The sequence below is a fragment of the Delftia sp. PX-1 genome (genome assembly GCF_055797465.1).
The window spans coordinates 304,794-327,796 of the sequence record NZ_CP184763.1; the positions used below are offsets into that span (position 1 = coordinate 304,794).

Genomic DNA, 23,003 nt, shown 5'->3' on the forward strand with positions numbered 1-23,003 from the left:
CCCATTACAAGCAACGCTGGCAAGCTGCACGCCTGCCGTCCCTCCGCCTCCCCAACGCTGTCCCTCAGCCGGCCGGCAGCCGCATGCGTGCCTGCAGGTTCTCGAAGATCTGGCGCGTGACGGGGCTGATCACATGGCTGCGGATGTACAGGCGGTAGACCAGGTCCGGCAGCGGCGGCATACCGTCGCCCGCACCCAGCACGCGCAGGCCCGGGTCCAGTTGCTCCACGCCGCGCGCCGTCACGCCCAGGCCCGCGCGCAGGGCCGCGCGTATGCCCACCAGGCTGGTGCAGGTATGGCGCGGTGTCCAGGCGATGCCTGCCGCATCCAGCGCGTCGCAGCCCAGGCGGCGGAAGATGCTGGGCCCGTCGGCCATGACCAGGGGCACGGGCTTGCCCGGGTCATGGGCATAGCCCGCGCCGCACAGCCAGACCGTGGGTGTGGAGCGCAGGGCAAAGCCCTCGAAGCCTTCATCCTCCCGGTTGGAGATGGCCAGGTCCAGCTCGCCCTGCTTGAGCGACTCCATCAGGAAAGGGCTGCGCCCCACATGGATGTCGATCTGCATGCCCGGAAAGTTCAGCGCGATCTCCTGCAGCACGGGCGGCAGCATGTTGTCGGCCGCGTCGTGGGGTGCGCCAATGCGCACCAGGCCCTGCACCTGGCGGTGCTGCAGGTTGCGCAGCGCCTCGTCGTGGATGGCCAGCATGTGGCGCGCATAGCCCAGCAGGCGCTGGCCGTGGTCGGTGAGGCGTTTTTGCCGGCCCTGCTTCTCGAACAGCGCGTGGCCGATCTTCTCCTCCAGCCGCTGCATCTGCTGGGTGATGGCCGATTGCGTGCGGCCCATCTGCACGGCGGCGGCGGCAAAGCTGTCGTGGCTGGCAATGGCGGCCAGGGTGCGCAGCAGGTCCAGGTCAAGCGTCTCCATACTTCAATTTTATTGAAGTATTTGTTGAGGGTGCGTGGATTGTTGCGGGCCGGACGCCTCACTACAGTGGGCTTCAACGACGACAAGGAGTCCCCTTTGAATACCACCACCACCATCACCGAACAGCGCAGCGCCGCCGTGGCAGCGGCCATCGACCACATGAAGCAGGCCATTGGCGAAGGCGCTGCCACGCGCGCCAGCCTGGACGCCGTGCTCCAGCAGCTGCTGGGCCTGGCCGCGCGCCGAGACTTCTGGCAGCAGGCCGACTACGCCGCGCCCGAAGAGGGCGAGCACCAGGCGCGCTACCTGATCGCCGAGGACGCCGACCAGAGCTATGCGCTGTACCTCAACGTCATGCGCCCGGGCAAGCGCATCGTGCCGCACAACCACACGACCTGGGCCTGCATTGCCGCCGTGGAAGGCACGGAGCACAACCGCGTCTACGAGCGCACCGACGACGGCTCCGTCCCCGGCAAGGCCACGCTGCGTGAGACGGATCTCGTGGTGGTGGCGCCAGGCCAGGGCATCGCCCTCATGCCCGAGGACATCCACTCCGTGGAGATCCAGGGCGAGCAGGTCATCCGCCACCTGCACATGTACGGCCGCGCGCTGGAGACGCTCAACGAGCGCACCAGCTACGACCTGGCCGCCGGCACCTGCCAGACCATGGCCATCGGCGTGCAGACGCGCCGCTGAGCCCCGGCCTTCCGGCCGCTACCTCCCGCTTCCTGCCTTTTCCCTGTCCATGCCGCAGCGCGCCCCACGGGGCGCGCGTGGCAGGGCTTTGCCCGAAATTCCTTGCCGATCTTTTTCCCGGACCGCATGCAATGACCGCATCCATTGACGCCCACACCCTCAAATCCTGGCTGCACGACGGCCAGGAGATCGCGCTGCTCGACGTGCGCGAGCACGGCCAGTACGGCGAGTCGCACCTGTTCTACGCCACGCCCCTGCCCTACAGCCGGCTGGAGCTGGATGTGCCCCGCCTGGTGCCGCGCAGGCAGGTGCGCGTCGTCACCTACGACGGTGGCGAGGGCGATGCCGGCGCGGGCGTGGCCGGGCGCGCCGCGCGCCGCCTCGAAGCCCTGGGCTACACCCAGGTGTCTGTGCTGGAAGGCGGCACCCAGGCCTGGAGCGCGGCAGGCTACACGCTGTTCGCCGGCGTGAACCTGCCCTCCAAGACCTTTGGCGAACTGGCCGAGCACGCCTACGGCACGCCGCGCATCACGGCCCAGCAGCTGGCGGCGCGCCAGGCGGCGGGCCTGCCCCTGGTGGTGCTGGACGGCCGGCCCGTCTCCGAGTTCCACAAGATGAACATCCCCGGCGCCATCTGCTGCCCCAATGGCGAGCTGGCGCTGCGCGTGAGCCGCCTGGTGCCCGATGCGGCCACGCCCATCGTGGTCAATTGCGCGGGCCGCACGCGCTCCATCATCGGCGCGCAGACCTTGATCAACCTGGGCATTCCCAACCCCGTCTACGCGCTGGAAAACGGCACCCAGGGCTGGTACCTGGCCGACCTGCCGCTGGAGCACGGCGGCACGCAGCGCTATGGCGACGACTCGGCCAGCAGCGCGCTGCAAGCACAGGCCCGCGCCCTGGCCGAACGCTTCGACGTGCCCGAGGTCGATGCCGACACCGTGCGCGCCTGGAGCCAGGATGCTGCGCGCACGCTGTTCCTGTGCGATGTGCGCACGCCCGAGGAATTCAAGGCCGGTTCGCTGCCCGGCGCCCAGCACACGCCCGGTGGCCAGCTCATGCAGGCCGGCGACCAGTACGTGGGCGTGCGCGGTGCGCGCCTGGTGCTGTTCGACAGCGATGGCGTGCGCGCCCCCGTGGTGGCCAGCTGGCTGCGCCAGCTCGGCCATGACGCCTGCGTGCTGCGGGGCGGCCTGCACAGCGGCCTGGACCTCGCACCGGCCCAGCTGCCCCAGGCCCCCGCACTGGCAGGCATCGCGGTGCAGGCCCTGCACGAACGCATGCGCCAGGGCGAGGTGGCCGTGGTCGATCTGCGCGCGGGCATGAAGTACCGCGCAGGCCACATCGCCGGGGCCCGCTGGTCCATCCGCCCGTGCCTTGCCAGCGATCTGGCCGGCGAGACGCGCCAGATCGTGCTGGTGGCCGACGAGCCCGGCATGGCGCAATGGGCCGCGCTGGAGCTGCAGGGCGCCGCGCCGCTGCTGCTCGAAGGCGGCCTGGCCGCATGGCAGCAGGCCGGCCTGCCCGTCGAGGCCACGCCCGACAGCCCCACCGACGCCGAATGCATCGACTACCTGTTCTTCGTGCACGACCGCCACGACGGCAACAAGGAAGCGGCACGCCGCTACTTGGCCTGGGAGACGGGCCTGGTGCCGCAGCTCGATGCCCAGGAACTGGCCGCCTTCCGCCTGCCGAGTGCATGAAGCTCCCCCTGAGCGGCTTCGCCGCTTCCCCCTCTCTCGCTGCGCGGGAGGGGGACGGCACCCTCGCTGCGGGGGCGGCGCGGCCGGCGTAGGCCCTTGCTTGGTGCCCCTGGCCAAAGTCACGTCAGTTGCAAAGGCAGCGCCATATATCGCTGACTTGCCGTAGAGCGACATAAATCAGATCACATAACGACAGGAGACAAGACATGTTCGCAATCCCCACCCTGGCCAGGATGCTGGCCGCCAGCCTCGCGGCCCTGGCCATGCTCTCGCAGGCCACGGCCGAGCCGCTGGCTGCACGCAACGGCTATCCGGCCCAGCCGATCCGCTTCATCTCGCCCTTCCCGCCGGGCGGCGGCAACGACGCCAGCACGCGCTGGGTTACCACGCGCCTGACCGAGGCCACGGGCCAGCCCTCCGTGGTGGAAAACCGGGGCGGCGCGGGCGGCAACATCGGCGCCAAGGCCGTGGCCGAGGCCAAGCCCGATGGCTACACCGTGCTCACGGGCCAGGTCTCGCTGATGGCGGTGAACCCCGCGCTGTACAGCGCGCCGGGCTTTGATCCGCTCAAGAACTTCGTGCCCATCACGCAGATCAACGCGGCGCCGCTGGCCATCGTGGTCGCCTCGGCCTCGCCCCTCAAGAGCTTTGCCGACCTGGTGGCGCGCAGCAAGGGCGAGCCGGGCCGCGTCACCTATGCCACGCCCGGCAACGGCACGCTGTCGCACCTGGTGGGCGTGGTGCTGTCCAAGGAAAACGGCGTGCCCATGACCCATGTGCCCTACAAGGGCGCGGGGCCGGCCATCAACGATCTGCTGGGCCAGCAGGTCGATGTGCTGATCACCTCCACCTCGTCCGTGGCCGGCATGATCCAGGCGGGCCAGGTGCGTGCGCTGGCCGTCACCAGCCCGCGCCGCATCGGCGTGTTCGGCAAGGTGCCCACGCTGGAGGAGCTGGGCCTGCGCAATGCGCGCTTCGAGGACTGGTACGGCTTCTTCGCACCCGCCGGCACGCCGCCCGAGCGCGTGGCCTATCTGCACGACGCCATCGTGCGCACCCTGCAACTGCCGGAAGTGACCAAGCTGGTCGTCGATGGCGGCAGCGAAGTCGTGGCCAATACGCCCGAAGCCTTTGCCGCCCAGCTGCGCCAGGACATGGAGCGCTGGTCGCGCGTGGTCAAGCTCTCGGGCGCGAAGATCGACTGATGGCTGCCGAACACGCCCCCGTGCCTGGATCATCGGCCCCTGGTGCCCCCGCGCTGGACCTGCAGACCCGGCTGCTGCATGCGGGCAAGCGCCCGGCCTATGCGGGCGGCACGGCCGTCAACCCGCCCCTGGTGCGCGCCAGCACCGTGCTGTTCGAGAGCACGGCACAGCAGCGCGAGATGCGCGAGCGCCGCGCCGGCGAGCGCATCTTCAGCTACGGCGCGCGCGGCACGCCCACCGGCTTTGCGCTGGAAGATGCCGTCAGCGAGCTGGAAGGCGCCCACCGCACGCGGCTGCTGCCTACCGGCCTGGCGGCCATCGGCATGGCCCTGCTCAGCTACCTGCGCCCCGGCGACCATGTGCTGCTGACCGACAGCGCCTACCAGCCTGTGCGCCACCTGGCCGGCCAATGGCTGCGGCCCTACGGCATCGAGTACGACTTCTTCGCGGCCGATGGCAGCGACGCCCAGGCGCGCATGCGCCCCAACACCCGCATGGTCTATGCCGAATGCCCGGGATCGCTGGTCTACGAAATGTGCGACCTGCCCGCGCTGGCCGCCATGGCCCATGCGCGCGGCGCCCTGGTCGTGGCCGACAACACCTGGGGATCGGGCTGCCAGTACCGGCCGCTGGCGCTGGGGGCCGATGTCTCGGTGATGGCAGCCACCAAGTACCTGGCTGGCCACTCCGACGTGATGATGGGCACCGTGGCCACCACCGAGGCCGCCTGGGAGCCGCTGGCCGCGCGCTGCGATGCCTTCGGCATGGCGGTCAGCCCCGACGATGCCTGGCTGGTGCTGCGCGGCATGCGCTCGCTGGCCGCACGGCTGCAGATGCACGAGGCGCATGCGCTGGAGGTGGCGCACTGGCTGCAGCAGCACCCGGCCGTGGCCACCGTGTTCTGCCCCGCGCTGCCCACGCACCCCGGCCATGCGCTGTGGCTGCGCGACTGCCAGGGCACGAACGGCCTGGTTTCGCTGGAGCTGCAGCCCGGCACCGCCGAGGCCGCCGTGGACCGCTTCATCGACGGCCTGCGGCTCTTCGGCATCGGCGCCTCCTGGGGCGGCTACGAAAGCCTGGCGACGGCCGCGCACATGGCGCAGGCGCGCAGCGTCACCGACTGGAGTGCGCGCGGGCCCGTGGTGCGCCTGCACATCGGCCTGGAGTCGCCGCGCGACCTCATCGCCGACCTGGAGCAGGGGTTGGCGGCGCTGGACATGCCTGCCTGAGCGATCAGGCCCTCTGAGCGCGCGCCAGTTCGCCGGCCAGCGTCTGCACCAGCGCAGCGGCCGGCATCTCACGCGCCAGCGGCGCACCCTGGCCGGCCCAGTGGGCTGCGTAGTCGGAGCTGCCCTGGGCGGACGCCGCCTGGTGCAGGGCCTTGCCTGCGTCGTAGACGCGCGGGTAGTCGGGCAGGGGCTGGCCATGGCTGGCGCCCAGCGCATGCAGTCGGTTGACCATGCCGCGCGCCGGCCGGCCCGAGATGGCGGCGGTGATGCCTGTGTGGTGGGCGCGTTCGCTGCGCAGCTCGGCACGGTAGGCCGGGCTGGCGGACGATTCAGGGCAGAGGATGAAGGCCGTGCCCAGCTGCGCCGCACAGGCGCCCAGGCCCAGCGCGGCCGCAATGCCCTCGCCGTCCATGATGCCGCCGGCCGCGATCACCGGCAGGGCCGTGTTGCGGGCCAGCACGCGCACCAGGGCGAAGGTGCCCATCATGCGGTCCTGCGCGGGATCGAACGTGCCGCGGTGCCCCCCGGCCTCCACGCCCTGGGCCACGATGGCATCGACACCGGCCTGCTCCACCTGGCGCGCCTCGTCCAGCGACGTGGCGCTGGCCAGGGTCACGACGCCGGCTGCGCGCAGCGCGTCGATGAAGCCCTGCTCAGGCAGCCCGAAATGAAAGCTCACCACGGCGGGCCGCTCCTGCATCAGCATGGCCTGCAGCGCGGCGTTGCCGACGGCGGTGGCGTAGATCTCGTTGAGCGTGGCAGGCGGCGTGGCGCCAAAGCGCGCGAACTCGGGCGCCAGATGGGCCAGCCAGGCGGCCTCGCGCTGCGCATCGGCCCGGGCCGGCCGGTGGCAGAACAGGTTGACGTTGAAGGCGCCCGAAGTCAGCGCGCGCGTCTGCACGATCTGCTGGCGTGCCTGCTCCGTGCCGCTGGCGCCAATGCCCAGCGAGCCCAGGCCGCCGGCCTCGGTGACGGCGGCCGCCAGCGCGGGCATGGACGTGCCGGCCATGGGGGCCTGGATGATGGGATGGCGCATGCCCAGTCGGGCCATCCACGCGGTCTTTGCGGTGCTCATACGACTCCTTGTTTCCTGCCTCGAATCCGCGCACTCATGCGGCGGCCTGCCGGCGTGCGCTGGCGCGGCTGGCGGCGATCATCAGCGTGCCCAGCAGCAGCGACACGCTGCCGATGACGAACAGGCGCTGGTACGAGCCCAGGCCCGCATAGCTCCAGGCCATGAAATATCCCGACACGGCCTGCATCAGCGCAAAGGCCGCCGTGGCATAGCCCCACATGCGCTTGTGCTGCACGGGGCCGATCAGCTGCATCAGGTAGCCCGAGGTGATGGCCGCCATGCCCGGCGACAGCGCGCCCACCAGGAAGGACGAGGTCGCATGCCCCGCAAATCCCACCCAGAACAGCGGCATGGCAATGGCCAGGGTCTTGACCGCATAGGCGCCCGTGGTCGTGCCCCACCAGCCAAAGCGCGTGGCGCACAGCGAGGCCACCAGCGGCCCGGCAATGGCGCCCAGGCCGAACACGGCCCACTGCGTGGAGGCGTAGGCATCGCCCAACTGCAGCTCGCGCGCCAGGTAGTCCACCCAGAACACCGTGTGCGGCACAAAGCCGAAGGCGTCCGTCATATAGGCCAGCATCACCAGCACCACGGGCAGCGTCCACAGGGGCGCGGCGGGCACGGGCCGGGCATGGGGCGTGATGGCGATGGGCGCAGGCACCGGCAGCCGCCGCACATGGCGCCAGCCCAGCCAGCCGGCCCAGGCGCAGACCGCCGCCAGCGCCCACCAGACGGCGCCCAGGCTCTGGCGCGCCAGCAGCGGTATCAGCGTGGCCGACAGCAGGGCGCCGGCACCTATGCCGCAGAACATCAGCGGCCCCAGGGCCGCACGCCGCTGCAGGGGCGTGGCCGCCAGGGCCACGGAGGGGCCCAGCACCATCAGGATGGCGCCGCCAATGCCCGAGATGCAGCGCCAGGCAAAGAACCAGGGCATGGGCAGCGGCCAGGCGCAGGCCGCAAAGCTCAGCGCCAGGGCCACCCAGCACCACAGCAGCACGCGCAGCGCGCCCAGGCGTTCGGCCAGCGGCGCGGCCGCCAGCGCCCCGATCAGATAGCCCAGCAGATTGGCCGCGCCCAGGTAGGCCACCTGCTCGCCGCTGAACCAGCCGGCATGCACCATCTGCGGCATCAGCGCCGTGTAGGCAAAGCGCGCCAGGCCGACGCCGCTGAGCGTGGCCATGAAGCCGGTCAGCAGCAGGGAAGTTTCGTTGCGTTGGATCACGGGAGTGGGCGCCATGCGGGGAGGATGGGCATACCTTAAGCCGCCGGAGTCATCATGTCCAATGATTCAAAATGATGGCGTCGATCTCGATTGAAGATGAATGCCACTGGAGCCGCGATGCAATTGAAGTCCCTGCGCATGTTCCTGGCCGTCTGCGACAGCGGCAGCTTCGGCGCCGCCGCGCAGCAACTGCACACCGTGCAGTCCAACGTGACGGCCCATGTGAAAAAGCTCGAGGACGAGGCTGGCGTGCAGTTGCTGGAGCGCAGCGCTCCCGTGCACGCCACGCCTGCCGGCCGCCTGCTGGAGCAATACGCGCGGCGCATGCTGGCCGACCACGACGAAGCGCTGGCGCTGCTGCAGGGCAGCGCCCGGGCCGCAGGCGCGCTGCGCATAGGCTCCATGGAAACCACGGCCGCGCTGCGCCTGCCGCCGCTGCTGGCGCGCCTGCACCAGGCCCGGCCCGGCCTGGACCTGGAGCTGCGCACGGCCACCACGGCCGAGCTGCTGGCCGACCTGCTGGCAGGGCGGCTGGACTGCGCCTTCGTCTCGGGCATGCCGCCCCAGTCGCGGCTGCAGGGCTGGAAGGTTTTCGAGGAGGAACTGGTGCTGGTCACCGCCTTCGCGCTGCCGCGCTTTCCCGATGCCGCCCAGCTCAGCGCCGTGCCCTTCCTGGCCTTCCGCCAGGGCTGCAGCTACCGCCAGCGCATCGAACTGCTGCTGGCCACGCGCGGCGTGGCCGCACGCATCATGGAAATGGGATCGCTGGACGCCATCCTCGGCTGCGTGGCCGCCGGCATGGGCTACGGCCTGCTGCCGCGCAGCGTGGTCCAGGCCCAGCAGCACCGCTTCGGCGTGCACATCACGGCCCTGCCCGGCGCACTCGCCCAGGAAGTCGCCCGCGTGGAAACCTGGTTCGTCGTGCCCGCGCGCCAGGGCTGGTCGCCTGCGCTGCATGCGTGCGTGGAGGTGCTGGGGATCGAGGGTGTGCAGGGCGAAGAAGCCCTGGGCATGGAAGCCGTCCCGGCAGCGTCTGCCTGAAACTCAGAACAGATCGGAAGGCAAGGCTGCTGCCTTCTGGGCGACGTCCACCAGTCTTTGGGCCTGGGTGGTCGCATAGGCGGCGATGCGCTGGGCGAAGACGTGTTCTTCTGGCGTGTAAGGCGATTCGCGCAGAACCTTGGCCGCCGCACCAGGAGCTGCCCTGGCCATGCGCTGGGCTTCACGTGCGAGCAGCCTGCGGTCTATCGCACACAGGTGCGCGAAATGCGCAAACTCGAAGGGTGTGAGTTCCTCCAGCGCAAAGCAGTCGCCGAAGGCCATCGCCAGTTCCTGGGACACATCGGGATACTGGGCCACGCTGACGAGGTCATACCAGGGCGCGGTCGCCAGGCCCTGCGGCAGCACGTGGAAGGAGAAGTTCTTGCCATGTGCGTCGCCATTGCCGATCAGTATCTGGAACAACGCCCATCGGATCATTGCCAGCTTGTCCGCAGCCTTCGCCACCGAGTGCTCCAGTAGACCGAACAGCCGGGGAAAGCTCATGCCGTCGCGGTATAGCCGGGCATCGCCCACGCTGCCGATGTGGTGCTCGTACTTGTAGCTGACGGGAAGATCGCCCGCTTGGCATGCATCGATGATGTGGGTGCGCACGACCCGCCTTTGCGGCGCCTGCCGCACGCGGTCAAAGCGCCTGACTGCCAGCACCGGCTGTGGCACGTGCAGCATCTGCACCTCGGCTGCAGGCAAGCGCATGGCCGCTGCCAGGCGCATGCAGAAATGCTCGTTCACCACCATGTGCGGCACCGCGCTGTCGCGCGGCTGGGGTTTGAGGATGTGGGTGGACGGAACGTTGTCGGGAAGGAAGATGGTGCCTTCCTGCACGCTCTCGCCTTCCACGTGCACGGGCAGCTTGTCCTGGTAGCCGGCCACCGACATGCGCACTTTGCCATCCCACTCGATGAAAGGGCGCGTGTCTCGGTCTGCAATGCGTTGGGCGAGTTCGGCTGTCGATATGGGGCGAGCGGTATTGGCGGCCTGGGGATCGGGCTTGCTGCCGTCGGCCTGAAACCGGAAAGCCCCGGTGGTCTCGGCGCCGAGGGCGCGTATCAGACCGAAGATGTTGCCCTTGCCTATGCCCTGACTTCTGGCCACCACATCCAGCGCCGCGCCTTCAGGCAGCAGGTTCTCGATGAAACGCCGGATGGAGCGCGAGTCGTAGCCCCCTTCGGGAGCGGCCAGCGGCAGGCAGGGCGCCAGGTAGAAAGGCCGTTCATGCTCCAGCCATGCAGGCGCATACCGCAGTCCCCAAAGATCGTTGTGCGGGTCATGGGTCACATCGGCCACGTGCGTGCCGACATCGTTCCACAGCGAAAGCGAAAGCGACGGCGGCGTGGCCATGTGCGCTTCAGGCCCGTGGAAGTCGTGCCATCAGGGCGTCCTGCTTGGGCGCGATGACCATGGCGAGACCCAGCCCGTCGAGTACGGCCAGCAGCTTGTCGGAGCCCACGCCGCCCTTGCCGTTCTCCAGACGGGAGAGCAGATCCAGCGACACGCCGCACAGGGCTGCCGTGTCATCGATGCGCAGGTGCTGGGCCTTGCGCATGGCACGGATCTGGGCGCCGAGCCTGGACAGGTCAGCGATGACCACGGCCCCGGGCTGCAGGGGATCCTGCTGCGGGCCGTTCATGGGCGTGGAAGACGGCATGGATGAATTGGCTTTATTTCTGATATTCCGAAATTCTAGGATTTCTTAGGGAATTTTCAAAACAATTTCCAATATTCCGAAATTCAGGAGTACTTCGTTTCATTCAGGAGGAAATTTCGGAATATCAGAAATAATTCCGACAACCATGCAACCGCGTCCAATGCAGATCCTCATGAAGGCAACCGCAACACCCTCCGATACTGCATGGCCTCGGCCACATGCCCGGTCTCCACAGCCGCGCTGCCGGCCAAGTCGGCAATGGTGCGCGCCACCTTGAGCGCGCGGTGGGTGCTGCGGGCCGACCAGCCCAGGCGTGCGGCGGCCTTGTGGGCGAAGGCCAGGGCCTCGGGCGACAGGCCCAGGTGGTCGTCCAGGGCCTGGCCCTGGAGCTGGTGGTTGGCACTGCCCTGGCGCTGCAGGGCCAGCGCGCGGGCCTGGACCACGCGCTCGCGCACGGTGTCGCTGGCCTCGCCCGAGCGCGCGGCCAGCAGCTCCTGCGGGGGCAGGGCGCCGACTTCCACATGCAGGTCGATGCGATCCAGCAGCGGGCCGCTGATGCGCGCCTGGTAGCGCGCCACCTTGTCGGGCGTGCAGCGGCAGCGCTGCACCGTCGACCCCCAATGGCCGCAGGGGCAGGGATTCATGGCCGCGACGAGCTGGAAGCGCGCGGGGAATTCGCAGCGCTGGGCGGCTCTGGCGATGGTGATCTGGCCGGTCTCCAGCGGCTCGCGCAGCGCCTCCAGCGCGCTGCGTGCGAACTCGGGGAATTCGTCCAGAAACAGTACTCCGTGATGGGACTGCGAGATCTCGCCAGGGCGCGGCGGCGAACCTCCTCCGACCAGGGCCACGGCGCTGGCCGTGTGATGCGGACTGGCCGTGGGGCGCTGGCGCCAGCGCTCGGGCGTGAAGCGGCCGGCCAGGCTGGCGATGGCGGCGGCCTCCAGCGCCTCGTCATCGCTCATGGGCGGCAGCAGGTCGGCAAAGCGCTGGGCCAGCATGGACTTGCCCGAACCCGGCGGCCCCACCAGCAGCAGGCCGTGGCCTCCGGCCGCAGCGATTTCCAGCGCGCGCCGCGCCTGGGCCTGGCCGCGCACCTCGGCCAGGTCCAGGCTGCTGCGCACGGCGACGGCGGGCTGCGGCTGCACCGCATGCCAGCCCGGGCCGGGGCATGTCTGGGTGTCGCCTGCTGCCGGCAAGGGGTCGGTTTCGTCGGTGTCCTCGCTTTCGTCGCTGCAGCAGGCATCGTCCGGTTCCTGCTCCGCCTGCACCAGGGCATTGGCCGAGCGTGTGATGAAGCGGCGCACCACGTCCAGCAGGTGGTGCGCGCAGAACACCTGGGCCGACGGCACGAAGGCCGCCTCCTGCGCGCTGCCCGGCGGCAGCACCAGGCGGGCGCCGTCCTGCTGGCGGTGCAGGGCCAGGGCTGTGGCCAGCGCGCCGCGCACGGGCCGCAGCGCGCCCGACAGCGACAGCTCGCCCGCGAATTCGTAGTCGGCCAGCGCATCGCCATTGATCTGGCCGCTGGCCGCGAGAATGCCCAGCGCAATGGGCAGGTCGAAGCGCCCCGAATCCTTGGGCAGGTCGGCGGGCGCCAGGTTGACGATGATGCGTTTGTTGCTCGGGAACTCCAGCCCTGAGTTCAGCAGCGCCGAGCGCACGCGTTCACGCGCTTCCTTGACCTCGACATCGGCCAGACCCACCAGCGTGAACGACGGCAGGCCGTTGGCCAGATGCACTTCTACGGTGACACGCGGGGCGGCCAGCCCCAGCAGCGCACGACTTTGAACCAGGGCCAGACCCATGGGCACCTCGCAGGAACGACAGACACAAAGCCACACAAAGGAAGAAGCCGCCAGCGGTGCGGCGGCTTCGGTGACCCAGTATGGCAACGGCCTTGGGCCTTGTGGACGGCGGGCGCGGCGCTGAACCCAAATCTCAGAATGTTCTGACCCTTGCAGCGCAAAAATCAGAACAGCTTCACCAGCGCCGGAACGCTCAGCACGGCCGTGTAGTAGCCCATGAACTGCACGCCGGTGTTGAAGCCCGGGCCGCGTGACAGCAGGCCGCCGAGCAGGCCCGGCAACGGCCATTCCCCTGCGCCATGCGCCATGCGAGATTGCAGGCCGAAACGCGTGCGGTGCTGGCTCAACCCGCCTGAGCCAGCCCCCGGGCCTGCGCACGCAGCAGCGCGATGAAGCGCTGCTGCTCCTGCGTGGGCGCGTCATCGGTGCGGGTGAGGATGCCGAAGGGCGCCATGGGCACGTCGATGCAGACCGGCAGCGCCCTGACCAGGCCCATGCGCAGATAGTCCTTGAGCGCGGATTCGGACAGCAGCATCACGGCATCGGTCAGCTGCACCAGTTGCTGCATGGAGTACACCGAGCTGCATTCGATGATGTCGGCCGGCGCGGGCAGCTCCAGGCGCTGCAGCAGCTGGTCGAGCGCGATGCGCGCGGGGCTGGTGGCCGGCTGCAGGATCCAGGGCCAGTCGCGCACCAGTTCCTCCCAGTCGAGCTTGCGCCGGCGCGCCAGCGCATGGTCGCTGCGCACGACGAGCAGCAGCCGCTCGTTGCCCAGTTCCTCGAAGCCGTAGCCGCTGCTGTCTGCCGTGGGGCTGCGCCGTGCAATGGCCAGGTCGATGCGCCGCTGGTCCAGCAGGCGCAGGATCTGGTCGCTGGTGTCGCCCATGATGCGCAGGCGCAGCTGCGGGCTTTGCGCCTTCATGCGGGCCACGGCAGTCATCACCAGGTCGGGTGCTGCGCCCATGATGGTGCCGATGGACAGGTAGCCGTAGCCGCCCTGGCGGCGCGCGGCCAGGTCTTCGGCGCAGCGGTCCAGGCTGTTGAGCGAAGCCTCGGCAAACCGCACCAGCTGCGCGCCCAGCGCCGTGGGCCGCATGCCGCGCGGCAGGCGCTCGAAGAGCTGGCAGCCGAACATGTCCTCGATCTCGCGCAGCATGCGCGTGGCTGCAGGCTGGGACATGGCCAGGCTCAGCGATGCGCGGTGCAGGTTCAGGCTCGATCCCAGCGCCACCAGCATGTGCAGGTGCTTGTAGCGCAGACGGTTGAGCAGGCTGCGGTGCAGCACGGGCGGGGCGGATTCGGGCGGCTTGTCAGGCATAAGCGCAAGGTATCGGATGTGACCGAAATTCGATTTGTTGAGCATCGATCATGCGCCGTACATTGGCCCTGCGACAAGAAAAAACAGACCCAATCCAGGAGACAAGACATGCACAGCCCATCGCCTGTTTCATGACGCGCCGACGCGGCCGGCACCAACGCCGCGGCCGCGCTCGCACCTTCACAAAGCACGCCTTCAGCGCTCCGGACGACCGGGCGTGACGGCCTCTCATTGCCTGCAAGGAAAGTCATGAAAAAACTCCCCGCTCCCCTGCTCGCCAGGATCTCCTGGCGCCTGCTGCCCTTTTTGCTGCTCATGTACATCATGGCCTTCCTGGACCGGGCCAACGTGGGCTTTGCCAAGGTGGCCTTCCAGGCCGATACCGGCATCAGCGATGCGGCCTTCGCCTTTGGCGCGGGTGTGTTCTTCGCGGGCTATGCGCTGCTGGAGGTGCCCAGCAACCTGATCATGCACCGCGTGGGCGCCCGCATGTGGATGTGCCGGATCATGGTCACCTGGGGCCTGGTGTCGGCGGCCATGATGTTCGCCCACGACCAGACCACGTTCTACGTGCTGCGCTTTTTGCTGGGCGTGGCCGAGGCGGGGTTCTTCCCCGGCGTCATCCTGTACCTGACCTACTGGTTCCCGGCAGCGCACCGCGCGCAGGCCATGGGCTTTTTCTACTTCGGCGCGCCGCTGGCCTTCATCTTCGGCAGCCCGCTCTCGGGCCTGCTGCTGGAGCTGGACGGCATCGGCGGCTGGCACGGCTGGCAGTGGCTGTTCGCGGTGGAGGGGCTGATGGCCGTGGCCGTGGGCATCTGGGCGTATTTCCACCTGGACAACCGCCCCGCCGACGCCACCTGGCTCAGCCGCGAGGACAAGGCGCTGCTGCAGGACATCCTCGACAGCGAAGAGCGCGCCAAGGGCGGCCACGGCCACAGCCTGCTGGCCGCGCTGTGCCAGCCGCGCGTGCTCTACCTGGCGCTGATCTACCTGCTGATCCAGGCCAGCGTCTATGGCGTGGTGTTCTACCTGCCCAGCCAGGTGGCGGGCCTGCTGGGCACCAAGGTGGGCCTGCTGGTGGGCGTGGTCTCGGCCATTCCCTGGCTGTGCGCGCTGCTGGCCGCCTGGTGGATTCCGGGCCATGCCGAGCGGACAGGCCAGCCGCGCGGCATCGCCAGCCTGACGCTGGTGATGGCTGCCGTGGGCATGGCTGCATCGGTGAGTTTCTCCAGCCCCCTGCTGGGTGTGGCCGCGCTGTGCCTGGCGGCGGCCGGCTTCATCGCCGTGCAGCCCGTGTTCTGGACCTTTCCTGCCAACACGCTGGCCGGCGCTGCGGCCGCTGGCGGCATCGCCTTCATCAACTCCCTCGGCGCCGTGGGGGGCTTCATCGCCCCCATCGTCAAGAACTGGGCCGAGGGCTTTTTCCACTCCCCGGCGGCCGGCCTGTACCTGCTGGCCGGCACCACGCTGCTGGCTGCGGCCCTGGTGCTGGGCGTGCGCGCACGCCTGGCGCCGGCCTTGGCCGCACCGTCGGCCGCCTGAACCACTTGCACACGGAGCACAACCATCCCATGACACAGATCCCCACCATCAAGCAGGTGCGCGCCTTCACGCTCAAGGGCGGCGGCGCCGACTACCACGACCAGTCCGACGGCCACTGGATCGACGACCACATCGCCACGCCCATGGCCAAGTACCCCGAGTACCGGCAAAGCCGCCGCAGCTTCGGCATCAACGTGCTGGGCACGCTGGTGGTGGAGATCGAGGACAGCGCCGGACGCGTGGGCTTTGCCGTGACCACGGGCGGCGAGCCTGCGGCCTACATCGTCGAAAAGCACCTGGCGCGTTTCCTCGAAGGCGCCCGGGTGACTGACATCGAGCGCATCTGGGACCAGATGTACCTGTCCACCCTGTACTACGGCCGCAAGGGCATCGTCATCAACACCATCTCGGGCGTGGACCTGGCGCTGTGGGACCTGCTGGGCAAGGTGCGCGGCGAGCCAGTGCACCAGCTGCTGGGGGGCGCCGTGCGCGACGAGCTGCAGTTCTACGCCACGGGCGCGCGGCCCGACCTGGCGCAGAAGATGGGCTTCATCGGCGGCAAGATGCCGCTGCACCACGGCCCGGCCGAGGGCGAGGAAGGGCTGCGCCGCAACCTGCAGGAGCTGGCCACCATGCGCGAGCGCGTGGGCCCGGACTTCTGGCTCATGCTGGACTGCTGGATGAGCCTGGATGTGAACTACGCCACGCGCCTGGCCCAGGGTGCGCAGGCCCATGGCCTCAAGTGGATCGAGGAGGCCCTGCCGCCCGACGACTACTGGGGCTACGCGGCCCTGCGCAAGAACGTGCCCACGGGCATGCTGGTGACCACGGGCGAGCACGAGGCCACGCGCTGGGGCTTTCGCCAGCTGCTGGAGATGGGCTGCTGCGACATCATCCAGCCCGACGTGGGCTGGTGCGGCGGCATCACCGAGCTGCTCAAGATCTCGGCCCTGGCCGATGCCCACCAGGCCTTGGTCATTCCGCATGGCTCCAGCGTCTACAGCTACCACTTCGTGGCCACGCGCCACAACAGCCCGTTTGCCGAGTTCCTGATGATGGCCCCCAAGGCCGACGAGGTCGTGCCCATGTTCCATCCGCAGCTGCTGGGCGAGCCCGTGCCCGTCAACGGCCGCATGCGCCTGTCGGCGCTGGACAAGCCTGGCTTCGGCGTGGAGCTCAATCCCGAGTGCGCCCTGCACCGCCCGTACACGCACTGAAGGAGCCCGCCATGCAACTGCCTGCCAACCCCTTCAAGGCCGCGCTGCGGCGCGCCGAGCCGCTGTACGGCATCTGGGCCGGCTTTGCCACGCCCTATGCGGCCGAGATCATCGCCACCACGGGCTATGACTGGATGCTGGTCGATGGCGAGCATGCCCCCAACACCGTGCCCACGCTGCTGGGCCAGCTGCAGGCCGTGGCGCCCTATGCCACGCACCCGGTGGTGCGCGCCGTGCAGGGCGACACCGTGCTCATCAAGCAACTGCTGGACGTGGGCGTGCAGACGCTGATGGTGCCCATGGTGGAGACGGCCGAACAGGCGCGCGAGCTGGTGCGCGCCATGCGCTACCCGCCCCATGGCGTGCGCGGGGTGGGCGGCGGCCTGACGCGGGCCACGCGCTGGGATGCCGTGCCCGACTACATCCGCACGGCGCATGAACAGCTGTGCCTGATCGTGCAGATCGAGTCGCCCCGGGGCGTGGCCAATGCCGCCGAGATTGCGGCCGTCGATGGCGTGGACGCCGTCTTCATCGGCCCGGCCGACCTGTCCACGGGCATGGGCCATGCGGGCGACGCCAGCCAGGGCGAGGTGCAGGACGCCATACGCCGCACCGTCCAGGCCACGCTGGCTGCCGGCAAGGCCTGCGGCATCCTCGCGCCGCGCGAGGAAGATGCGCGCCGCTATGCGGACTGGGGCTGCCGCTTCATCGCCGTGGGCATAGACATCAGCCTGCTGCGCCAGGCCGCGCTGGCCAATCTGGGGCGCTATCGCGCCACGCACGCCACGGACCAGGCGGCCCCCCCTGCATCCCGCACCTACTGAACCCAAGGAGAACTCCATGGCATCCCTTCCCGTGCTGCGCAATTTCATCGCCGGCAGCTTCACCGACAGCGCCGAACTGCATGAGGTGACCAACCCCGCCACGGGCGCGGTGCTGGCGCGCGCGCCCCTGTCCAGCCAGGCCGATGTGGACCGCGCCATCGCCGCTGCGCGCGGCGCCCACAAGGCCTGGGCGCGCCGCCCGGCCGTGGAGCGCGCGCAGTACCTGCGCCGCGTGGCGGCCCGCATCCGCGACAACGCCGCGCGCATTGCGCGCACCATCACCGAGGAGCAGGGCAAGGTCCTGGGCCTGGCCGAGGTCGAGGTGAACTTCACCGCCGACTATCTGGACTACATGGCCGAATGGGCGCGCCGCATCGAGGGCGAAGTCATCACCAGCGACCGGGCCAACGAGCAGATCTTTTTGCTGCGCAAGCCGCTGGGCGTGGTCGCGGGCATCCTGCCCTGGAACTTCCCCTTCTTCCTGATCGCCCGCAAGATGGCGCCGGCCCTGCTCACGGGCAACACCATCGTCATCAAGCCCAGCGAGGAAACGCCCATCAACTGCCACGCCTTCACCGAGCTGCTGGCCCAGTGCGAGCTGCCGGCCGGCGTGTTTAACGTGGTCTATGGCCAGGGCAGCACGGGCGCTGCGCTGGCCGGGCATGCGGGCGTGGACATGGTCAGCTTCACGGGCAGCGTGGCCACGGGCGAGCGCATCGCCGCAGCCTCCGCGCCCCACATCACCAAGCTCAACCTGGAGCTGGGTGGCAAGGCCCCGGCCATCGTGCTGGCCGATGCCGACCTGGACCTGGCCGTGCGCGCCATCCGCGACTCGCGCATCATCAACACCGGCCAGGTCTGCAACTGCGCCGAACGCGTCTACGTGCAGCGCCAGGTGGCCGACGAGTTCACGGCCCGCATCGCCCAGGCCATGGCCGCCACGCGCTACGGCGACCCGATTGCGCGGCCCGACGTGGAAATGGGCCCGCTGATCAACCAAAAGGGCCTGGACAGCGTACAGGCCAAGGTGCGCCAGGCCATCGCCGACGGCGCGCAACTGGTCACGGGCGGGCAGGCCGTAGACCTGGGCGCGGGCTTTCACTTCCAGCCCACGGTGCTGGCCGGCTGCCATGCCGGCATGGAGATCATGCGCAAGGAAATCTTCGGCCCCGTGCTGCCCATCCAGGTGGTGGAGGACCTGGACGAGGCCATCGCCCTGGCCAATGATTGCGAGTACGGCCTGACCTCGTCGCTGTACACGCGTGACCTGTCCAAGGCCATGCAGGCCATGCGCGAGATCGACTTCGGCGAGACCTACATCAACCGCGAGAACTTCGAGGCCATGCAGGGCTTCCATGCGGGCGTGCGCAAGTCCGGCGTGGGCGGGGCTGATGGCAAGCACGGCCTGTACGAGTACACGCACACGCATGTGGTGTACCTGCAGGGGTGAGCCAACGGCTCGCCTATCGCTTCACGGTGGCTGACGTTATGAACCGGGCAATGGTGCTGGAAACCCCGGGCACTAGCGGCAGCCCCTCCTTGTCATAGGTTGCAAGATTGGCAGCGCGATCGTTGGTCTCCACCTTCTTGAGCACATGGTTGGTGGCGGGCAACAGCACAAGCTTGGCGTTCGGTGCAGCCTTGGCCAGACGCTGAGCATCCTTTGGCTTGATCTGCAGGTCGCGCTCACCTTGAATGATGAGCACGGGTTTGGAATAGCCCGCTATCAGGCGAGCGGGGTCCAGCGCGAAGGTGTTGATGAGAAAGCCTTGTACGCTGGCATGGAACATGGTGTTGAGCGGCCTGTCCATCTGGCGGGTATCCACGCGCCTGCCTGCTTCCAGAGCATCGATGACCGGTAACGCCTGGTCCAGGATCGGTGCATTGGCGGGGTCTTCCTTGAGCTGTTCCCGAAGCGTCTGCCCCATTGGGCGACCAGGAGCTGCTACCAATATCAGTCCGCAGATATCGGAGCGGCCCTGGCCAGCCTCCAGGGCGACCAGTCCACCTTCACTGTGTCCCAGCACCCAGACGCATTGGGCACCGGTCTCGCTGCGGATGGCGTCCACCCAGTGGTGCACATCTTCGGCATAGGCCTGGATGGTCACGGCATTGGGGTCCTCCACGGCCTTGTAGCTTTCGAACATGCCACGTTTGTCGATGCGTACGGTGGCAATGCCCTGGGTGGCCAGTTCCTGTGCGAGCAGTTGGTAGGTCGAGGCTTTGAGGCCGAACGGGCTGTTGCCGTTGCGGTCGGTGGGGCCTGAGCCGGGGACGATCAGTACGACCGGCGGCGCGCTTTGGCTCGGCATCAGCAGAACACCCCGCAGTGGGTCAAGTGGCCCCGTTGCCTGCAGCGGCTTTTCGCCAAGGACGGCCGTGGCCGGTGCGGCCATGGTGGTGCTTGCGCAGATGGCGGCCGCCAGGCCGAGGAGTAGAGCTTTCATGGGAAAGGCCGCAGAGTTGATCTGCGTGCCATTGGAGCATGCTTGTCTGTCGGCCCTGTCAGGTCGAGGCCGTGCGCTTGCGGTTGCGCGGCGCCTTGGGCGGCGGGCTGCTGGCCTCCAGCTCCCGCGCCCGGGCGCGGATGCGCGCAAAGGCGCTGGCCATGGCCTGCAGCTCGGGCTCGGGCACGGCGTCCATGAGCTCGCGGTTGATGGCCTGCACCTGCGGGAACAGCTCGGCATGCAGGGCGCGGCCCGTGTCGCTCAGGCGCAGCAGTGCGCGGCGCGCATCGCCCACCTGGCTCTCTTTCCACACCAGGCCCTTGGCCAGCAGCGCCGTGACCGCGCGCGAGGTGCGCGTGCGGTCCAGCTGCGCCTGCTCGGCCAGCTGCGAGGGCTGCAGCTGCCCGGCCTCGGCCAGCAGGCAGAGCATGCGCCACTCGCGCCGCGTGATGCCGTAGCGGCCCTCGCACAGGCGCACCACGCGGCTGCCAGCGGCCGCCTGCAGCCGCGCCAGGTGGTAGAGGAACATGTCGTCGAGCACGGCGGGGTGGCGCCAGCGGTGGAGGTCGGTCATGGACTCGCGGGCCGGTTTCGGGTTTACGCTAGGGATGATGGATTAGATGCATTGTCGGCGGCCTGCGTACATTGGCCGCAAGACAACGACAAGGAGACAAGTATGCCCAGCCCCCTCGCAGCCCTGGCGCGTGCCGCCCTGGCTTTGGTCGCCGCCGGCCTGTGCGCGGCGCCCGCCCTGGCCCAGGAATGGCCCAAGGCCAAACCCATCCGCATCGTCGTGCCCAATCCGCCGGCCGGCCCGTCCGACATCTCGCTGCGCCCCGTGGCCGCCGCCATGCAGGCGGCGCTGGGCCAGGCCGTGGTCGTGGACAACAAGCCGGGCGCCAACGGCAACATCGGCGCGGCCGAGGTCGCGCGCTCCGCGCCCGATGGCTACACTTGGCTGTGGGCCATGGACCCCGTGCTCACCGTCAACCCCCATGTCTACAAGAACATGGGCTACAAGGCCGACGCGCTGGAAACCCTGGTCGTGGCCGCGCGCTTCTCGCAGACCCTGGTCTGCGGCCCGGGCACGGGCTTCAAGTCCGTCAAGGACATGGTGGCCGCCAGCAAGACGCGCGAGCTGACCTATGCCTCGGGCGGCGCGGGCTCGCCGGGCCACCTGGTCATGGAATCGCTGCTGGCCACCTCGGGCGCCAAGATGGTCCATGTGCCCTACAAGGGCCCCGCGCCGGCCATGCAGGACCTGCTGGGCGGCCAGGTGGACTGCGGCTTCCTGGCCGGCCCCACGGTCTTGCCCCAGGTCCAGAGCGGCAAGCTGATCGCCCTGGCCACCTCGGGCAAGACGCGCTCGGCGTTGGCGCCCGAGCTGCCGACCATTGCCGAGTCGGGCTTTCCCGAGTTCGACGGCACCTTCTGGATCCTGCTGGCCGCACCCAAGGGCGTGCCGCCTGCCGTGCAAAAGCGCTTTGTCGACGCCATGAACGAGGCCATCCGCGCACCCGAGCAAAAGGAACGCGCCAAGGCCCTGGACATCGAGATGGTCGGCTCCACCGTGGCCGAGGCCCAGGCGCGTGCCAAGGGACAGTCCGCGCAGTGGGCCGCCCTGGTCAAGCGCATCCACCTGACCAACGACTGAAGCCGCCACCAGGGCCTGTGGCCCTGAGGCATCGCCGTTTTGGCGATACTCCCTTTCCCAACGCATCCACTGTCTTCTGGCTCCCATGGCAACCCAGCGCCCCAATCTGATCTTCATCCTGGCCGATGACCTCGGCTATGCCGACCTCGGCTGCACGGGCGCGCGCGATGCGCACAGCCGCGCCACCGATGTCTCGCCTCGCCTGGACGCCATGGCCGCGCAGGGCATGCGCTTCACGCGCGGCTATTCCAACTCGGCCGTGTGCTCGCCCACACGCTTTGCCCTGGCCACGGGCCGCTGGCAGTACCGCCTGCGCGGCGCGGCCGAGGAGCCGATCGCCAGCGTCCACGGCGACAAGGTGCTGGGCCTGCCGCCCGACCATCCCACCGTGGCCTCGCTGCTGCGCGACGCCGGCTACGCCACCGCCCTGGTCGGCAAATGGCACCTGGGCTACCCGCCGCATTTCGGCCCGCGCATGTCGGGCTACGAGGAGTTCTACGGCTTTCACGCAGGCGGCGCCGACTACTTCGCCCACTGCGACCCGCGCGGCCGCCCCGACTTCTGGATCAACGAGGAGCCGCACGAGGAAGAGGGCTACCTCACCGACCTGCTTAGCCGCCGCGCCGTGGACTTCGTCGAGCGCCAGACGGCCGACAAGCCCTTCTACCTGTCCCTGCACTACAGCGCCCCGCACTGGCCCTGGCTCACGCGCGACGACCTGGCGGAATCGCGGCGCATCGGCGGCTTCGGCAAGCACACCGACGGCGGCACCATCGAGACCTACCAGCGCATGATCCACCACATGGACGAAGGCATTGGCTGGGTGCTGGATGCGCTCGAGAAAAAGGGCATGGCCGAGAACACGCTCATCGTCTTCACCAGCGACAACGGCGGCGAACGTTTCTCCAACAACTGGCCCTTCATCGGCCAGAAGATGGACCTGCTCGAAGGCGGCATCCGTGTGCCCCTGGTGGCGCGCTGGCCCGAGCGCATGCCGGCAGGCGCCGTCAGCGACACGCCCAACCTGACCATGGACTGGTCGGCCACCTTCCTGGCCGCCGCGGGCGTGGACGGCCACGCCGACTACCCGCTGGACGGCGTCAGCCTGCTGCCCCTGATGGAAGACGGTACCTGGAACCCCGAGCGCGACCTGTGCTGGCGCATGAAGCACCGCGCCCAGCGCGCCCTGGTGCGCGGCGACTGGAAATACCTGCAGATCGAAGGCGTGGAATACCTGTTCAACGTGGCCCAGGACCCGCGCGAACGCGCCAACCTGCGCGACCGCGAGCCCCAGCGCCTGGCCGAGCTACGCGCGGCCTGGCAGCAATGGGATGCTTCACTGCCGCCCATTCCGGAAGAAGCCAAGGTGTCGCTGGTGTTCAGTCGGCAGGATCTGCCTTCGGCGACGTTTTGAGGGTGTGTGTGCCCGCAGGC

At 69.2% G+C, this 23,003-nt stretch carries 21 protein-coding genes; 11 read left to right on the forward strand and 10 right to left on the reverse strand.

Annotated features, from left to right (window positions below; all coding sequences use genetic code 11):
* Positions 1-64: 64 nt before the first annotated feature.
* A complete protein-coding gene (locus ACN20X_RS01370; protein WP_016448662.1) occupies positions 65-925 on the reverse strand; it encodes a LysR substrate-binding domain-containing protein in 861 nt (286 codons plus the stop codon).
* Between the two features lie 159 nt (positions 926-1,084).
* Here ACN20X_RS01370 and ACN20X_RS01375 point away from each other — a divergent pair, with 159 nt between their 5' ends.
* The 4 genes from ACN20X_RS01375 (at position 1,085) to metC (ending at position 5,758) form a co-directional block, all read left to right on the forward strand.
* Positions 1,085-1,621 carry a cysteine dioxygenase family protein gene (locus ACN20X_RS01375; protein ID WP_046986944.1) on the forward strand — a complete coding sequence of 179 codons (537 nt, stop codon included), beginning with the start codon at positions 1,085-1,087 and terminating at the stop codon, positions 1,619-1,621.
* A 131-nt stretch (positions 1,622-1,752) separates the two neighbouring features.
* On the forward strand, positions 1,753-3,324 hold the full coding sequence (locus ACN20X_RS01380; protein ID WP_473210218.1) for a rhodanese-like domain-containing protein: 1,572 nt from the start codon (positions 1,753-1,755) through the stop codon (positions 3,322-3,324).
* Positions 3,325-3,530: 206 nt separating this feature from the next.
* Positions 3,531-4,529 carry a Bug family tripartite tricarboxylate transporter substrate binding protein gene (locus tag ACN20X_RS01385; protein ID WP_065345443.1) on the forward strand — a complete coding sequence of 333 codons (999 nt, stop codon included), beginning with the start codon at positions 3,531-3,533 and terminating at the stop codon, positions 4,527-4,529.
* The gene (gene metC / locus ACN20X_RS01390; protein ID WP_473210219.1) at positions 4,529-5,758 is read left to right on the forward strand and encodes a cystathionine beta-lyase; all 1,230 of its coding nucleotides are present in this window, start codon (positions 4,529-4,531) and stop codon (positions 5,756-5,758) included. The genes ACN20X_RS01385 and metC overlap by 1 nt, the downstream gene beginning before the upstream one ends.
* Before the next feature lie 4 nt (positions 5,759-5,762).
* Here metC and ACN20X_RS01395 read toward each other — a convergent pair whose 3' ends face one another.
* Both ACN20X_RS01395 and ACN20X_RS01400 read right to left on the reverse strand, forming a co-directional pair.
* Positions 5,763-6,833 carry an NAD(P)H-dependent flavin oxidoreductase gene (locus ACN20X_RS01395; protein WP_473210220.1) on the reverse strand — a complete coding sequence of 357 codons (1,071 nt, stop codon included), beginning with the start codon at positions 6,831-6,833 and terminating at the stop codon, positions 5,763-5,765.
* 34 nt (positions 6,834-6,867) lie between these two features.
* Positions 6,868-8,070, reverse strand: a complete 1,203-nt coding sequence (locus ACN20X_RS01400; RefSeq protein ID WP_016448656.1) for a YbfB/YjiJ family MFS transporter — start codon at positions 8,068-8,070, stop codon at positions 6,868-6,870.
* Between the two features lie 102 nt (positions 8,071-8,172).
* Here ACN20X_RS01400 and ACN20X_RS01405 point away from each other — a divergent pair, with 102 nt between their 5' ends.
* Positions 8,173-9,096, forward strand: coding sequence for a LysR family transcriptional regulator (locus ACN20X_RS01405; protein WP_016452133.1), 924 nt, complete (start codon positions 8,173-8,175; stop codon positions 9,094-9,096).
* A 3-nt stretch (positions 9,097-9,099) separates the two neighbouring features.
* Here the strand turns inward: ACN20X_RS01405 and ACN20X_RS01410 are convergent, their stop codons facing one another.
* The 5 genes from ACN20X_RS01410 to ACN20X_RS01430 all read right to left on the reverse strand — a co-directional run bounded on the left by ACN20X_RS01410 (position 9,100) and on the right by ACN20X_RS01430 (position 13,927).
* Entirely contained in the window at positions 9,100-10,455 is a 1,356-nt protein-coding gene (locus ACN20X_RS01410; protein WP_473210221.1) for a HipA domain-containing protein, read from the reverse strand.
* Positions 10,456-10,462: 7 nt separating this feature from the next.
* Entirely contained in the window at positions 10,463-10,762 is a 300-nt protein-coding gene (locus tag ACN20X_RS01415; RefSeq protein WP_016448653.1) for a helix-turn-helix domain-containing protein, read from the reverse strand.
* A gap of 170 nt (positions 10,763-10,932) precedes the next feature.
* Positions 10,933-12,564, reverse strand: a complete 1,632-nt coding sequence (locus ACN20X_RS01420; RefSeq protein ID WP_473210222.1) for a YifB family Mg chelatase-like AAA ATPase — start codon at positions 12,562-12,564, stop codon at positions 10,933-10,935.
* Between the two features lie 164 nt (positions 12,565-12,728).
* On the reverse strand, positions 12,729-12,911 hold the full coding sequence (locus tag ACN20X_RS01425; RefSeq protein WP_034348547.1) for a hypothetical protein: 183 nt from the start codon (positions 12,909-12,911) through the stop codon (positions 12,729-12,731).
* Positions 12,908-13,927 (reverse strand): LysR substrate-binding domain-containing protein, encoded by a 1,020-nt coding sequence (locus tag ACN20X_RS01430; RefSeq protein ID WP_160851234.1) that lies wholly within the window; start codon positions 13,925-13,927, stop codon positions 12,908-12,910. The genes ACN20X_RS01425 and ACN20X_RS01430 overlap by 4 nt, the downstream gene beginning before the upstream one ends.
* Before the next feature lie 204 nt (positions 13,928-14,131).
* Here ACN20X_RS01430 and ACN20X_RS01435 point away from each other — a divergent pair, with 204 nt between their 5' ends.
* The 4 genes from ACN20X_RS01435 to aldA are packed head-to-tail and all read left to right on the forward strand — an operon-like array spanning position 14,132 to position 18,918.
* Positions 14,132-15,427 (forward strand): MFS transporter, encoded by a 1,296-nt coding sequence (locus tag ACN20X_RS01435; protein ID WP_034368750.1) that lies wholly within the window; start codon positions 14,132-14,134, stop codon positions 15,425-15,427.
* Between the two features lie 29 nt (positions 15,428-15,456).
* Positions 15,457-16,644, forward strand: a complete 1,188-nt coding sequence (rhmD, locus tag ACN20X_RS01440; protein WP_043823180.1) for an L-rhamnonate dehydratase — start codon at positions 15,457-15,459, stop codon at positions 16,642-16,644.
* Positions 16,645-16,655: 11 nt separating this feature from the next.
* Positions 16,656-17,468 (forward strand): HpcH/HpaI aldolase family protein, encoded by an 813-nt coding sequence (locus ACN20X_RS01445; RefSeq protein ID WP_473210223.1) that lies wholly within the window; start codon positions 16,656-16,658, stop codon positions 17,466-17,468.
* 16 nt (positions 17,469-17,484) lie between these two features.
* Entirely contained in the window at positions 17,485-18,918 is a 1,434-nt protein-coding gene (aldA, locus tag ACN20X_RS01450) for an aldehyde dehydrogenase (protein ID WP_016452097.1), read from the forward strand.
* 13 nt (positions 18,919-18,931) lie between these two features.
* Here the strand turns inward: aldA and ACN20X_RS01455 are convergent, their stop codons facing one another.
* Both ACN20X_RS01455 and ACN20X_RS01460 read right to left on the reverse strand, forming a co-directional pair.
* Positions 18,932-19,915, reverse strand: coding sequence for an alpha/beta hydrolase (locus ACN20X_RS01455; RefSeq protein ID WP_016452096.1), 984 nt, complete (start codon positions 19,913-19,915; stop codon positions 18,932-18,934).
* 58 nt (positions 19,916-19,973) lie between these two features.
* Positions 19,974-20,489, reverse strand: coding sequence for a MarR family winged helix-turn-helix transcriptional regulator (locus ACN20X_RS01460; protein WP_016452095.1), 516 nt, complete (start codon positions 20,487-20,489; stop codon positions 19,974-19,976).
* 102 nt (positions 20,490-20,591) lie between these two features.
* Here ACN20X_RS01460 and ACN20X_RS01465 point away from each other — a divergent pair, with 102 nt between their 5' ends.
* Together ACN20X_RS01465 and ACN20X_RS01470 are read left to right on the forward strand one after the other, a co-directional pair.
* Positions 20,592-21,569 carry a tripartite tricarboxylate transporter substrate binding protein gene (locus ACN20X_RS01465; protein ID WP_016448605.1) on the forward strand — a complete coding sequence of 326 codons (978 nt, stop codon included), beginning with the start codon at positions 20,592-20,594 and terminating at the stop codon, positions 21,567-21,569.
* An 85-nt stretch (positions 21,570-21,654) separates the two neighbouring features.
* Entirely contained in the window at positions 21,655-22,983 is a 1,329-nt protein-coding gene (locus ACN20X_RS01470) for a sulfatase family protein (protein ID WP_016452094.1), read from the forward strand.
* Positions 22,984-23,003: the final 20 nt, after the last annotated feature.

Excerpts from the sequence above, each read along its gene's own strand:
- ACN20X_RS01370 (WP_016448662.1), bottom strand. The coding sequence starts at position 925 with ATGGAGACGCTTGACCTGGACCTGCTGCGCACCCTGGCCGCCATTGCC.
- ACN20X_RS01375 (WP_046986944.1), top strand. The coding sequence starts at position 1,085 with ATGAAGCAGGCCATTGGCGAAGGCGCTGCCACGCGCGCCAGCCTGGAC.
- ACN20X_RS01380 (WP_473210218.1), top strand. The coding sequence starts at position 1,753 with ATGACCGCATCCATTGACGCCCACACCCTCAAATCCTGGCTGCACGAC.
- ACN20X_RS01385 (WP_065345443.1), top strand. The coding sequence starts at position 3,531 with ATGTTCGCAATCCCCACCCTGGCCAGGATGCTGGCCGCCAGCCTCGCG.
- metC (WP_473210219.1), top strand. The coding sequence starts at position 4,529 with ATGGCTGCCGAACACGCCCCCGTGCCTGGATCATCGGCCCCTGGTGCC.
- ACN20X_RS01395 (WP_473210220.1), bottom strand. The coding sequence starts at position 6,833 with ATGAGCACCGCAAAGACCGCGTGGATGGCCCGACTGGGCATGCGCCAT.
- ACN20X_RS01400 (WP_016448656.1), bottom strand. The coding sequence starts at position 8,070 with ATGGCGCCCACTCCCGTGATCCAACGCAACGAAACTTCCCTGCTGCTG.
- ACN20X_RS01405 (WP_016452133.1), top strand. The coding sequence starts at position 8,173 with ATGCAATTGAAGTCCCTGCGCATGTTCCTGGCCGTCTGCGACAGCGGC.
- ACN20X_RS01410 (WP_473210221.1), bottom strand. The coding sequence starts at position 10,455 with ATGGCCACGCCGCCGTCGCTTTCGCTTTCGCTGTGGAACGATGTCGGC.
- ACN20X_RS01415 (WP_016448653.1), bottom strand. The coding sequence starts at position 10,762 with ATGCCGTCTTCCACGCCCATGAACGGCCCGCAGCAGGATCCCCTGCAG.
- ACN20X_RS01420 (WP_473210222.1), bottom strand. The coding sequence starts at position 12,564 with ATGGGTCTGGCCCTGGTTCAAAGTCGTGCGCTGCTGGGGCTGGCCGCC.
- ACN20X_RS01430 (WP_160851234.1), bottom strand. The coding sequence starts at position 13,927 with ATGCTCAACAAATCGAATTTCGGTCACATCCGATACCTTGCGCTTATG.
- ACN20X_RS01435 (WP_034368750.1), top strand. The coding sequence starts at position 14,132 with ATGAAAAAACTCCCCGCTCCCCTGCTCGCCAGGATCTCCTGGCGCCTG.
- rhmD (WP_043823180.1), top strand. The coding sequence starts at position 15,457 with ATGACACAGATCCCCACCATCAAGCAGGTGCGCGCCTTCACGCTCAAG.
- ACN20X_RS01445 (WP_473210223.1), top strand. The coding sequence starts at position 16,656 with ATGCAACTGCCTGCCAACCCCTTCAAGGCCGCGCTGCGGCGCGCCGAG.
- aldA (WP_016452097.1), top strand. The coding sequence starts at position 17,485 with ATGGCATCCCTTCCCGTGCTGCGCAATTTCATCGCCGGCAGCTTCACC.
- ACN20X_RS01455 (WP_016452096.1), bottom strand. The coding sequence starts at position 19,915 with ATGAAAGCTCTACTCCTCGGCCTGGCGGCCGCCATCTGCGCAAGCACC.
- ACN20X_RS01460 (WP_016452095.1), bottom strand. The coding sequence starts at position 20,489 with ATGACCGACCTCCACCGCTGGCGCCACCCCGCCGTGCTCGACGACATG.
- ACN20X_RS01465 (WP_016448605.1), top strand. The coding sequence starts at position 20,592 with ATGCCCAGCCCCCTCGCAGCCCTGGCGCGTGCCGCCCTGGCTTTGGTC.
- ACN20X_RS01470 (WP_016452094.1), top strand. The coding sequence starts at position 21,655 with ATGGCAACCCAGCGCCCCAATCTGATCTTCATCCTGGCCGATGACCTC.